Raw genomic sequence first — 12,992 nt, 5'->3', positions numbered from 1 at the left:
ACTTGGTAATGCGTAAATAATACACATCATTGTAAATACAATAAAAAAGGTTATTAGAGGGTGAGGCAACTTGTTATATCGATTAATATGAATAATACCTATCAGAATAAGAATAAAGACGAAAACGAAGGTTGACATATAGTACCTCCAGATTTAATGTGTTAATTTTACCGATAATTGGTGTTATTATCCATTACTTTTTGGGATAACTAGGAAGATTATTACTCTTCGATCTGTATGAAATTAAGATTGTATGGGCTGATAAAATAAAAGTTTTGATATAAAAGGAAAGAGTAGTACTCCATTCGAAAATATGAACCATTATAATTAGTAAGACCTTGGGTTCCAAGGTCTATTTTTTTTCGAAAAAAGGGGAAAGCAAAAATGATTTTGAAATATGTTAGAGATTTGTTGTGACCAATAGAAAGAGATGATTCAGTTTTTGCTTGATAAATTGGGACACTTTTTTCCAGTTTGAAACGTACATTTTCAACAGGCAGACTCTTGACTTTGCTGTTTCTAGAAATTAATTGATGTGTGTTTTAGCTTAATAATTATGATTCGCTCTCAAGAAAAAATGTATATAGGCTAATTTTATCTATATTTGTAAAGTTATGATGGCTGCACGGACGAAGCAATTTAGTGCATCAAGACTTTGGAAATGTATGGTAAAATATATAGTGGATGATAAAAGTGGAGAGTGGTACTAATGAAGGTACTGTTGGATTTAAGACGAACGGTGTTGTTTAGTTGAACAAAAAGTTTGGTTTTTGTACATTATCTTTAAGCACCGTAATAATAGAACGTATGATATAAAACGGCAGCAAGACCTGCGACTTCCTGCGTCGTTGATTTTATTATAATAGTATCAAATTGAACAACGAAATATTTGTTTTAATAGGCATCGAAACACTGGCTACTTGTTTATTATCGCATTTTAAGTAACCAGCACTCGTATAATCTTTTCAAAAAGATATTCGTGGTTATTTAATCTAAAACGATATGCCTTTTCATCTAGATGAACTCTATTGGAAGCTATCTGTACGGTTTGTGAGGATAAATAGTCAATCAATTTGTACCTAAAGCCTGGAATCAGGCAGTCTATGGTATAAAGTGGTTTCCCAAAAGCATTAGCAATTCTATAACAATAGGGAATGCCACCACGTAATGAGTTGTGGACGATACGGGCAAGGAATTTATGTTGTTGTTTTCTTATTTCGAATACAGTTTCTCCTTGTTCGTTTATTATTTGTATTATTGTTGAAACATGTACCTTTTCAGGTACTTGATAAGTAAACTGTTCCATAGTATCCTCCAGCACATTCAATTGAACATTTATATTATATAACACGTCTGAGACATTTATAGTATCATTTTCTTTTTGAACAAACGGAGCAGGTTACTTGAACAAGGCACCAATTTAATTTTTAGACTTTTGAGGAAGATTACTGGAATATTATGCTAAACTTAATAAAACGATATTGAAGGACTGTTTTTATTAATGGAAATTAGGAAACCTAATAATTCAGAACTTAAAAATATTATTTTACTTTCACCCCTAGCTGTATTTGATGGCACATTAGGTGAAGTAAAACCTACAAATGAAAAAATCAAACATCTTGTTGAACCACTGCTGGAAAAGGGGAGCTATTATTTAATAGCAACTGATAACGATAAATTAATGGGCTGGATTCTTATAGGGGCAAGTAAAGACCAATTCACTGATAAGATGAATAGATTTATTTATGAACTATTTGTTAGAGAGGATTATAGAGGAAACGGAATTTCTACACAATTAATGAGAACAGCCATTGATCATCTAAGACAAGATGGACACTCTGAAGTCCGTCTTAGTGCATTTGCAGGGAATCAAGCTATTAAACTATACGAAAAAATGGGCTTTAATATAAGAACAGTTTCTATGAGTTTGCCATTATAACCAACTGGTTTCTTTTACTAATAGGTGTTTGTAATTCAACTAGATGAAAGGAAGATTAGATGTATTTCGATTTTGACCCATCTTTATTTATTATTTTAATTGTATTTGGATTTTTAGCTTCATTTATCGATTCAGTTGTAGGGGGTGGAGGGTTGATTTCATTGCCTGCCTTATTATTTACAGGGATGACTCCTGCAACAGCTGTTGCTACGAATAAATTAGTCGGGACAATGGGATCTTTAACGAGTACGCTTATGTTTTATCGCTCTGGTAAACTAGATTTAACATCTTTATACAAGTTGCTCCCGCTCGTATTTTTTGGTTCGATGCTTGGAGCCTGGACCGTTCATTTGATGAACCCAGAAGTTCTGAAGCCATTAATGTTAATTATGCTTGCAGCGGTTGCCATTTATACGGTTTTCAAGAAAGATTGGGGCAGTCATTCAACCCCTAAAAAAATGTCAATTCGTCATTTCATTATTTTTACAGTGTTTATTTTTGCTATTGGTTTTTATGATGGATTCCTCGGTCCTGGAACCGGTTCATTTTTAATATTTGCTTTTTTAATGGTTGGTTTTGATTTTATAAAGGCAGCAGGGAACGCAAAGTTTTTAAACTTTGGCAGTAATATTGCTGGTTTGTTGATGTTTATATCCTTAGGGCAAGTCAACTTTGCTTACGGATTACCAATGGCACTTGCAGGGGTTACTGGAGCTATCTGTGGATCGAAATTTGCCATCAAAAGAGGAAGTGGTTATGTTCGTGCATTGTTTATTGCCGTAACTTTGTTATTGTTAACAAAAAATATTTTCGATCTAATTAAGTAGTCCAACCTAAAAAGTTAATTTGTAGTTAAGGGGTACGGAAGTAAATTGTTAAACTGTGTTATAAAGAATTATCTTGTAAGGAAGATTGGATTTCTATATTTTGCTCATTAATATGAAGAAGCTAAAATCAATCCTCTAAATTGAAACTATAGCAAAAAAGGAAGCTAAAGGGACTAAAGCTTCCTTTTTTAACTATATTTATTCCAGAAGATGATGCAGCATTCTATTAGGGTCATTTAGAAAACGTTTCATGATCTGAAAATGATGGGTTTCTTCTAGTTTTTTCTCTTGTATTCCTTCTTCGCTTAATTCATAAATGAAAGAATCTGGATACGACATAATAATGGGTGAATGGGTAGCGATAATGAGTTGGGAGTGTTGGTTCACTAGGTCATGGATTCTGGTGATCATGGACATTTGTCGCAAGGGGGAAAGAGCAGCTTCTGGTTCATCCAGTATATAAATTCCATTTCCTCCAAAACGGTGAAGAAAGGTTGAAAAAAACGCCTCTCCATGTGATTGTTTGTGAAGCGATTGTCCACCATAAGAGTTTATGATTTTCGGAGCACCACCACCATGATCCAATTCCTCAATATTGGAAGCCACATTATAAAAGCTTTCAGCTCGTAAAAAGAAGCCGTCCCTTGGCTTATCTACACCTTTGATTAGTTTTATAAAATTGGTCAAATCCGAGTGAGTATCAAACGTAGAAAAGTTGAAGTTAAAAGACCCGCCCTCTGGATTAAACCCTAAGGAAACAGCAATCGCCTCCAATAAAGTAGATTTCCCCATGCCATTTTCACCAATCAGGTAAGTAACCTTCGGATGGAATGTTAGCTGAGTTAGAGTCCTTATAATTGGCAAATTAAATGGATAGTCAGTAAATGCAGGAACATCGTCTCTGTTTAAAATTACACTTCTTAAATAGGAGGAATTCATTCCATGAATCAACTACCTTACTTTTTACCACCATTCTATCATAAGTCGATCGTACATCCCATTGGGCCTAAATATCGTCTCCATTATCATTTTAAAAAATCCCCTGGTTCAATAGAATCGGGGGATTTTTTACTACCTTTTCCTCAACACACCTTTTTTTACTAGATTAACAAGCGTGCCTTTATTTCTATATTTTTGATAGGCTATAAGTCTATTTAAATCTTTAACAGTTAACTCCGAAGGATCAATGGCAAGTTCGAATTCGTTCTTAAACTTTGCAATTAATGATAGGGCATAATCTGTTTGTTTGGCTGTTAATTTATAATCATCTTGAGTTGGTGGTTGGCTTTTATTTTCTTCTGCATTTTTCTGAATAGATTCCGTATGGACTTTTAGTTTTGCTTCTATTAGTGCCTCAATTTCAGCTTGACTTATGGTTGGCTGTCTCTCTGGTTTTGGAGCATGTTGTTCCGGTTTAAATAATTTATCAAGGATTCCTTTTATCATTGATTCCACCTCGCAAAATTCCAATAGGTAATCTATATATTCAGGATTATTTCCTCAGTTTCTATTATTGTAATATTTTTAAAAAAACACAATAGGTTTTGGTGAATTCTGCATGGTTTAGTAGAAAATTGTAAAATAAATAGGTTTATTTACTGTAAAAATTTAGGTCAATGGCACTATTTGTTGTATAATGGAGAAAAATGAAATTTTTGGAGCGGTTGTCATGGCAATTACAATACCTGAAACGATTCGTTCATCAGCGACGACTGGGGAGCGATTGTTTTTTCGTACTCTCAAAACCTATCTTCCTGATGATTATATTGTTTATTTTGAACCGGAGATTCAGGGGAAGCGACCTGATTTTGTGATTATCGGCCCTGATTTAGGGATTGTGGTTCTTGAGGTAAAAGATTATACGAAGAATACTCTATTTCAAATCAACCACGATGAATGGCATATTGTAACTACTTCAGGGGATCAAGCGGTTATCAAAAGTCCTATGAAACAAGCAAGAGACAATACGTTCCATTTAGTTGACGTATTGAAAAAAGATAAAAATCTTGTTCAATTAGATGGCAAATATAAGTTCCAGTTAAAGTTTCCATATGGGTATGGTGTTGTTTTTACTAGAATGTTAACCAAAGATTTCATCAAGAATGGACTTTATTCAGTCATTGAACCTCATCTTTGTTTAACGAGGGATGAAATTGATCCGGAGAAAGAAGAATTTTGTGAAGAGATCTTAATGGAAAAAATTCTAAATATGTTTGTGGTTCCTTTCCGTTTAAAAGAACCACTTTCAATGGATGATATTAACGCTATCCGTTATCATCTATTTCCGGAGGTTCGTATCAGTGCTGAGTTTAAAGCACCTGTTCCTTATCAAGACCAGTTATTGTTGTCCTTGCATGATATTAAAACAATGGACTTACACCAAGAAAACTTGGCAAAGCAAATTGGTGATAAAAACAGGTTAATTCGTGGTGTTGCTGGCAGTGGAAAAACGATTATCTTGGCCAGTCGGGCAAAAATGCTGTTAAAGCAAAATCCCGATTGGAAGATATTAATTCTCTGCTATAACATTTCACTAGCCAATGCCATCCAGCAAATGATTATCCAAATGTTGAATGAACCAGAAGATCTATTTGATTATGATCCTGCTACAAAATCGATTCAAAACCAAAATATCAAAGTTCGAAACTTCCATTCATGGCTAAAAAATGATTTAAAAATAAAAGAGTATCAACTCCCAGAAATGATTGAAAAGATCGAAAAGGGTGAGACGATTCTACCAACCTACGATGCCGTATTGATTGATGAAGGGCAGGACTTCGAAGCAGATTGGCTTCGATTAGTTAGTTCACTAATAAACGAAGATACCAAATCATTATTATTAGTGGAAGATCGGGCACAAACCATATATAAAAGAAACCGTTCCTATCTTCAGGATACCGGATTAAGTTTTCAGGGAAGATCAAAGGTTTTAACAATTAATTATCGAAATACATCACAAATAGTGAAGTTTGCCTGGGACTTTTTCCGGGAACATTCCATGTTTAAAAATAAGGTAGTGAATCGAGACCTTGAAGGAGAAATTATTGCGCCCCAAAGTACAAAACGAAAAGGTCCAGAACCAGGGATCTTAAAAGCATCAAACTTCTTTGATGAAATTCGCATTGTATCAAGACAAATTAAGAAGTTGAATGAAGAGAGGAAAGTTCCATTTGATGAAATGTTAATTCTTTACCGTGTAAAAAAGACTCATAAATACCCTATTGTTGATATCATTCAACGTATACTTAAAGAGTCCAGTATCCCATATTACTGGATTACTGAAAACGATGTCTCAAAACGTTCCTTTAAAAAGGAAGATGGTAAAGTAAAGATTAGTACAATTGACAGTAGCAAAGGACTCGATTTTCAGGCAGTGTTTATTGTCAATGTGGATTCCATGCCGTTTCCATTGGAAGATGATAAGGAAAGAGAAGTTTCTCTCTTGTATATAGGTATGACCCGCGCAAAGCAGTTTCTTTGTCTTTCCTATTCTGAGGAATCGGAATATACGAAGTATTTTGATCGAATTCTTTTTGAAAGAAATCTGAAGAAGAGAGAGTTAGAACAAATACAATAATGGAAACATTTTAAGAAAGGCCTTCACAACCGCATGAAGGTCTTCTATCTAGCTTAATTCATTTTCACTGATTTTGGGTACTTAAAGGAAGTTAAAATTTCTTCATCTTATACTTTCTTTAGAATTATAATTATTCGAATAGCGAGGAACCGTTATGATCGTCATCGGCATTGATTTATCGGGCCCAAGTAATCATAAAGATACTGTGGTGGCAGTATTTGAAAAAGTTGATGAAGAGCTGAGATTTAAAAAGCTCTTGAGAAATGTCAGTGACTTGGAGATTTTAAACGAAATTTCTGATCAGAGTCAATGTGATGAGGTGGTTATTGGCATGGATGCACCATTATCCTACCAGGATGGAGGAGGAGACAGGCCAGGCGATCAACAATTACGGAAATACATTATTTCATTAGGGATGAAATCTGGATCCATTATGCCACCGACTTTGAATAAAATGGTATACCTTACATTAAGGGGGATTAAGCTCAGCAGGGAAATAGGGAATCTGAAAAGTTCATATCCCATTTCGATTGCGGAAGTGCACCCGGGTGCTGTAATGGGTTCTAGAATTTCTCCTCACGATTTGGAGTATTTCTTGACCTACAAACAAAATTTGTCCGCCAGAACTTTCATTAAAAGTTGGTTTGGAGAGCAGAAATTGACCAACCTTCCTGATGAAATTCAGGAAGAAAGCCATACAATCGATGCATGTGCAGCAGCACTTGGAGTATGGCATTGGACAGATCCATCGTTTCAAACGAAATGGATCTGTCCTGCTGATCTACCCCTTCATCCCTATGATTATTGCTGTTAGTTTAAAAAGGTTGGGTTTAAATTAACTGGTTCCGTTCCAAGGTGCAAACAATATAATTAGCAGTACATTTAGAGAGTGAAATTGCAAGAATTTCACTCTCCTGTTTTTGTTGTTTTATCAAGGTTTATGATGGTTTCGCGTACAAATTAGCACTGTAATTAGCATTCAATTTGTAGGCGTGACAATAGTTGTAATATTTAAATTACTGTGCTAAAATGACTGTTAATTTTAATACTAAATCGCTTGTAAATTTGGTTTAGGACTCCAACCTCACTGTTAGGTTTAACTAAAAGGTATTTACTTTAAAAGATATTACCGTATAAGATGAGCATAATCAGGGGTTGGTGAAGAAATGAAAAGAAACAAATTGTTACAATTATCTATAATCAGCAGTGTAATTGTCATTCTGTATATGTTTTTTCAATGGAAAATAATCGATATTATAACAGAATTTCTAATGTTGCCCGTTCTCTTATTAGTGTTTGGATTTTTTATTTTCATTTCAATAAGAGCAATAATAACCTTAATTAAAAATAAAGATTGGAAGCCAATTGTCATACAAGTTATCACAATCCTATTACTATTTTTCGTTCCGTTTAATCAAATCATATTGGATATTGATTTCACAATGAACAAATCGGAGCGAGAACAAGTAGCGAAAATGGTTGAAAACGGAGAACTCAAACCAAATGTTTCTCATAACTCTTCACTCATTCATTTACCCAAGAAATATGAACATCTTTCTAGTGGTGGCGGTGAAATAGTGGTGGAGAAATCTGGCGATGGGTATAACATTCTCTTTTTTACCTATCGTGGAATAATGGATAACTTTTCAGGGTTCGTATATATACCTAAAGACCAAAAGCCCTCTAAAAAAGCGTTTGATGGTGATTTTAAAGAAATATTTAAAATGGACAAAAATTGGTACTTTGTTGGTTCTTACTAATGAAAATGTTAAAACTGCAGCTAATTGGCTGCCGTTTTGTTGTTCATTTAATCACTATTTGGCTTGTTTTTTTCGGTGTTAAAAACCTTTTTGCACCTCATAACGGAACCCTTTAGGTTTAAATATTGTTTTTTATTATTTGACACACTCTAAAAAGAATTGTTGGTGAATACATCATAACCTTTGCCAACTAAATCATGATGATGATGTTTATTTCATACACTTAAAAATGTATAAAAGAATGGTAACCTAATATTTTACATTGGAGTGTTGAGTAATGAGTGAAAAGAAATCTGCTTTGTTGGTAATTGATCCTCAAGTAGGTCCGTTATATGGGACATACCAGAAAGAAGAAACACTATCTGTCATGTTAAAACTAATTGGTAGAGCAGAAAAAGAGAAGATTCCTGTCTTTTTCATTCAACATGAGGAACAGCCGGGTGGATTTTTGCAAAGAGGCACGCGATTTTGGCAATTTGTTGAGGGGATCCAACCCAAGCCAGGTGACACCATTATTCCTAAATCCGGTACGGATGCCTTCTATGAAACGACCTTACAACAGGAATTGAAAGCCAGGGAAATCAATCATTTAGTTGTAGTAGGTGTACGAACTGAATATTGTGTTGATACCACTTGCCGTAGTGCCGTTACGTTAGGCTTTGACGTGACATTAGTATCTGACGGTCATACGACGGCAGATGGAGCTATTCCAGCGGAACTCATCATCAAACATCATAACCACAACCTTTATACCGTAAAAACCATTCATCATCATATCACCGTCACTCCCTCTGAAGATGTGCAATTTTCATAAAAACATTTTTCATAACTGTAACATAATGATTTGAGAAGACCTCCAAACCTATTGAAGGTCTTTATTTTAATCTTAGTTGAGTTCACCATTTTCAAACATCTCATCAATCTCCTGGTAATAGAGAATACATAATTTTTCAAGGACGATTTTATAAAAATAGGCAATCGGATTTTTTACGCCGCGTGTCAGCTTTATTTTTCTAATCAACAGTCTAAAGGCTTGGTTGGCCGTTTCCACCATCCAATCGAGCCTTTCTTCACAATTATTCCGCCATGCGGCAATGTACACCATCCGCCAATACTCCTCAATTGTTTTCACGTCAGAATAGAAGTATTTGATTTGATCAACAAAGGATTGCGGTACATGATCGCCTACAAACGTGTGATTGATATCGACCTCCTTTGTCAAAATCGCTAGCTGCTGAATTTGGTTGATATGATCGTCCTTACGATTATTTATATATTGTTTATTGGTTTTAGTAAGACCAATAGTTTCTTTATGGTGGTTCATTTGATCGTCCTTGGGTGGTTCATTTGTTGGATAACGATTAAATATATACAGGTTGCTCGATTGGGAGCCATTTTTACGTTCCGTTTCATAGACTGTCAAGATGCCGATTGTTTTTGCTTTGATGATCATGCGTTTAAACGTAGAACGAGAGATTCCATTGTCATGATATTCTTCGTGGATCGCTTTTAAAACAGTACCGATTTTTGCGTTGGAAACTCCAGGAACCTTTGCCGTGTAACGGGCTAATCGTTTTAGCCCCACCAATTCTCCTTTTGAAAATTCCTTCTTATAATCAGACAGCCACATTTCCAAATGAGTATTGAATTCCTTCAAACTATGGAACTGTGAAAACTGTTCAAACCCTTGTATCATGCCCGATTTAAGATTCATAAAAATGCACCACCCTTTCACCATCTATTTAGGAGCGGGAGGTGCAAATGGACAGGGTAAAAAAGGAGATGTTGTTACAAATTGGTCAATGAGCGAATTTATAGAAGAAAACTGGTTGACCATACCCAATATAGTTAGTACACTAACTATATGTAAGGAGCATGAAATGATGAACAATATCGGGTATTTAATCATGAAAGTTTCTAAGGAACTGAGATACACCTTAACCAAGGAATTAGCAATATATGATTTGACCGCCTCACAATGGGCCGTATTAAAAAGGCTAGAAATGCTCGAGGGGGATTCTTCTTCCATACATCTAAGAACGGCTGTCGAAATAGCTTCCATGCTAGATTTTGATAAGCCTACCATGTCTGGAATCGTGAATCGTCTTTGCGAAAAAGGGATGATGGTAAAAGAAAAACATCCAAATGACAAAAGATCTTCTATTTTATTTTTAACTTCTAAGGCAAAAGAATTGATTCCAAAATTAGAAATGGTGAGCAATGGTGTTATGGAAGCCTCATTAAAACGTTTCTCTATTGAAGAAAGAGATGTATTTTTGCAGCTGTTAACAAAATTGGATAGAACCTTTACTGGGGAGTGAACACGATGACAAAGGTATTAGTAACAGGGTCAACCGGTAATATTGGTCAGTACGTCGTCGAAAAATTGATGGAGGAGGGAGTTCCGACCCGTGCGGCTGTTACCAATATAGAAAGAGGGAAGAAATTTTATTCTACTCTTCCTGTTGAACTTGTCGTATTTGATTTTTTAAGGCAAGAAACTTATCGGGAAGCTTTAGAAGGTGTAAACAAGGTGTTTCTTATGCGCCCGCCGAAATTAGCAAATCCGAAGAAAGACATTCTTCCTTTTTTAAAAGAGGCTAAGAGCGCGGCTGTGGAACAAATCGTTTTTGTTTCCCTTCTGGGTGTAGAGAAAAATCCGGTTGTTCCGCACAGGAAAATTGAAGACTTAATCCTTAAGCTGGACTTTCAATATACTTTCTTGAGACCAAGCTTCTTTATGCAAAATCTCAATACCACTCACCGTGACGATATCCTCATTCGTAATGAACTGTTTATGCCAGTTGGGAATGCAAAAACTAGTTTTATCGACACTAGAGATATTGGAGAAATTGCAGCTATTTGCTTAATGAATGAAGAACATCTAAATAAAAAATATACGCTGACTGGCAGTGAAGCCATCACCTATTATGAAGTGGCCGAAACGATGTCAAAGGTGTTAAACCGAACCATTACCTATTCCAACCCAGGTATACTGGAATTTAGAAGGACTATCATGAAAAGAGGGACACCCAAGGGATTTGCTAATGTCATGACGATGTTATATGTTATGACAAAGTTGGGAACGGCTGGCCACATTACAGATGATGCAAAAAGAATACTAAACCGTGATCCAATCCTTTTTAGAGAGTATGTAGAAGATCACAAAGAATTTTTTCAACATACATAATTAAAAAAACGGGTCTTCAATCTTTACATGAATAAATTAAAATTCAACTCTTCTTAATTTGAATTTTAGGAAAAGTTAAATTTTGTGTTGACGAATGAATTTTTACCTGATAGGATAGTAAAAACCAAGTAATCCAATTGGAAATTAATACAATCTACCGGACAACCGGAGACGATTCTTTCAAAAGAGAAGTCTCTGGTTTTTTTATTTTCCGATTGGCTGATAGGGGATCAACCTAAAGAAAAGGATGGGAATGGAATGAAGTTTTGGGGATACCTATGGAGTGAGAAGAAACAATGAAAAGGTTCTTGGCCAAACGGTGCAATGAATATACTGGCAGCACATTAACGGAGAATCTCGGATTAAAGAGGCCGATCAATACACTTCTTGAAACGATAAAAAAATAACCATAAAATCAAGTATTCCTATGTGAATATTTGAATGGAGAGGAGTTAAAAAAATGAGTAAAATAACGATTATCTCTGGAAGCCCTTCTGAACAAACGAGATTAAATGGGGTATTAGATGAAGTGACCAAGTATTTTCATGAGGTGAAGCTCGATTCAGAAATCATTCATGTTCGAAATCTTCCTCCTAAGGATTTAATTCAAGGGAAGTTTGATAGTGAAGAGATTGTAAGGGCTAATAAAAAGGTAGAGGACTCCAACACCATTGTTATTTTGACGCCTGTGTACAAAGCATCTTTTTCAGGAGTTTTAAAAACCTACCTTGATTTGCTGCCGCAAAATGGCCTTGAGGGCAAGACTGTTTTACCGATTGCTGTTGGAGGTACATTTGGACATTTGTTAATGATTGATTATGCATTAAAACCTGTCTTAGCTGCTCTTGGAGCCACTCATATTTTAAAGGGAGCTTATATTTTGGATCGTCAAATTAAAAAAATAGGAAATAATCAATATGATTTGGATGAAGAAGTGAAAATTCGAATAGAAACTTCCTTGAATGTCTTAAAAAATTCTTTATTACAAGAAAAGAATGTAACCAGCATTATTGGTTAGATAAATTTCTATAAAATGAAAAAAATATAAACCATTTGGATAGATTCTTCTTTCCATATGGTTTTTTTTTACAACCCAACCATATTTATGGCGGACTATAACTTCTTTACATTAAACAATGTATATTGCTTCAATTTATACAAATACTTAAATTGTTGTTTTGAGAAAGGAGGTCTTGATCCATGGATGCCCAACGAGCTCAAGAAATTTGCAATTCCAATACAATGGCAAATGTAATCTGTAATGGAAGACAAATCTATATTGAACATGTTGATCAGGAAAGAGGTTTGGCTACCATTCATCCACTAGATGAACCGAATAACAAACAAAATGTATCGATAACTAACCTGATTGAACAATAAAAGGGATTCATAGCACAGAAAAATTGTTATCATTAAAATGAATTGTTCTTAGCACTGCAAAAACCGACTAAATAAAAAGTCGGTTTTTTGTATTGTCAGAATGTGTCTTGTTATCTTTACTAGTATAATCTTCACGATTCTATTATTTCATAACTACAAAAATGAACCATTAAAAATATTTCCTTTTGATGTCACATTAATTCTTTACCCCTTACCGGTTTCGGGTTATAATGAACTTTAATTAATTTAGGGAATCGAAATAAATGATGAGGGATTTAGACAAAGTCTTGACTGATCGTAAATTTTTTTAATAAAAAAA

At 34.8% G+C, this 12,992-nt stretch carries 14 protein-coding genes; 10 read left to right on the top strand and 4 right to left on the bottom strand.

The genetic code is table 11. The annotated features are described in order from the left end of the window. Positions 1-937: 937 nt before the first annotated feature. Positions 938-1,306, bottom strand: coding sequence for a tubby C-terminal domain-like protein (locus V7083_RS22155; RefSeq protein WP_335482156.1), 369 nt, complete (start codon positions 1,304-1,306; stop codon positions 938-940). A gap of 195 nt (positions 1,307-1,501) precedes the next feature. Here V7083_RS22155 and V7083_RS22150 point away from each other — a divergent pair, with 195 nt between their 5' ends. Both V7083_RS22150 and V7083_RS22145 read left to right on the top strand, forming a co-directional pair. Then, the gene (locus V7083_RS22150; RefSeq protein ID WP_335482154.1) at positions 1,502-1,939 is read left to right on the top strand and encodes a GNAT family N-acetyltransferase; all 438 of its coding nucleotides are present in this window, start codon (positions 1,502-1,504) and stop codon (positions 1,937-1,939) included. A 59-nt stretch (positions 1,940-1,998) separates the two neighbouring features. Further along, positions 1,999-2,766 (top strand): TSUP family transporter, encoded by a 768-nt coding sequence (locus tag V7083_RS22145; protein WP_335482152.1) that lies wholly within the window; start codon positions 1,999-2,001, stop codon positions 2,764-2,766. 198 nt (positions 2,767-2,964) lie between these two features. Here the strand turns inward: V7083_RS22145 and V7083_RS22140 are convergent, their stop codons facing one another. After that, the gene (locus V7083_RS22140; RefSeq protein ID WP_335482150.1) at positions 2,965-3,705 is read right to left on the bottom strand and encodes an AAA family ATPase; all 741 of its coding nucleotides are present in this window, start codon (positions 3,703-3,705) and stop codon (positions 2,965-2,967) included. Positions 3,706-3,837: 132 nt separating this feature from the next. Beyond that, complete coding sequence (locus V7083_RS22135) at positions 3,838-4,212, bottom strand: ABC transporter ATP-binding protein (protein ID WP_335482148.1); 375 nt, start codon at positions 4,210-4,212, stop codon at positions 3,838-3,840. A 223-nt stretch (positions 4,213-4,435) separates the two neighbouring features. Between V7083_RS22135 and V7083_RS22130 the strand changes: the two genes are divergently transcribed. The 4 genes from V7083_RS22130 (at position 4,436) to V7083_RS22115 (ending at position 8,917) form a co-directional block, all read left to right on the top strand. After that, entirely contained in the window at positions 4,436-6,343 is a 1,908-nt protein-coding gene (locus V7083_RS22130; RefSeq protein ID WP_335482146.1) for a 3'-5' exonuclease, read from the top strand. A gap of 154 nt (positions 6,344-6,497) precedes the next feature. After that, positions 6,498-7,157, top strand: coding sequence for a DUF429 domain-containing protein (locus tag V7083_RS22125; RefSeq protein ID WP_335482144.1), 660 nt, complete (start codon positions 6,498-6,500; stop codon positions 7,155-7,157). 352 nt (positions 7,158-7,509) lie between these two features. Next, complete coding sequence (locus V7083_RS22120; protein WP_335482142.1) at positions 7,510-8,103, top strand: hypothetical protein; 594 nt, start codon at positions 7,510-7,512, stop codon at positions 8,101-8,103. 277 nt (positions 8,104-8,380) lie between these two features. Further along, positions 8,381-8,917 carry a cysteine hydrolase family protein gene (locus V7083_RS22115; protein WP_335482140.1) on the top strand — a complete coding sequence of 179 codons (537 nt, stop codon included), beginning with the start codon at positions 8,381-8,383 and terminating at the stop codon, positions 8,915-8,917. A 72-nt stretch (positions 8,918-8,989) separates the two neighbouring features. Here the strand turns inward: V7083_RS22115 and V7083_RS22110 are convergent, their stop codons facing one another. Beyond that, positions 8,990-9,817, bottom strand: coding sequence for a hypothetical protein (locus V7083_RS22110; protein ID WP_335482138.1), 828 nt, complete (start codon positions 9,815-9,817; stop codon positions 8,990-8,992). Positions 9,818-9,986: 169 nt separating this feature from the next. Here V7083_RS22110 and V7083_RS22105 point away from each other — a divergent pair, with 169 nt between their 5' ends. The 4 genes from V7083_RS22105 to V7083_RS22090 all read left to right on the top strand — a co-directional run bounded on the left by V7083_RS22105 (position 9,987) and on the right by V7083_RS22090 (position 12,673). Then, the gene (locus tag V7083_RS22105; protein WP_335482136.1) at positions 9,987-10,424 is read left to right on the top strand and encodes a MarR family winged helix-turn-helix transcriptional regulator; all 438 of its coding nucleotides are present in this window, start codon (positions 9,987-9,989) and stop codon (positions 10,422-10,424) included. Between the two features lie 5 nt (positions 10,425-10,429). Continuing rightward, the gene (locus V7083_RS22100; RefSeq protein WP_335482134.1) at positions 10,430-11,293 is read left to right on the top strand and encodes an SDR family oxidoreductase; all 864 of its coding nucleotides are present in this window, start codon (positions 10,430-10,432) and stop codon (positions 11,291-11,293) included. A 460-nt stretch (positions 11,294-11,753) separates the two neighbouring features. After that, on the top strand, positions 11,754-12,311 hold the full coding sequence (gene ssuE / locus V7083_RS22095; RefSeq protein ID WP_335482132.1) for an NADPH-dependent FMN reductase: 558 nt from the start codon (positions 11,754-11,756) through the stop codon (positions 12,309-12,311). A gap of 182 nt (positions 12,312-12,493) precedes the next feature. Then, the gene (locus tag V7083_RS22090) at positions 12,494-12,673 is read left to right on the top strand and encodes a small acid-soluble spore protein H (RefSeq protein ID WP_335482130.1); all 180 of its coding nucleotides are present in this window, start codon (positions 12,494-12,496) and stop codon (positions 12,671-12,673) included. Positions 12,674-12,992 lie beyond the last annotated feature (319 nt).

It is taken from the genome of Bacillus sp. JJ1764 (assembly GCF_036962145.1).
In the GTDB taxonomy this organism is placed as follows: domain Bacteria; phylum Bacillota; class Bacilli; order Bacillales; family Cytobacillaceae; genus Neobacillus.
The sequence above is the reverse complement of the archived record's forward strand: the minus strand, read 5'-3'. Positions and strand labels throughout refer to the sequence as shown.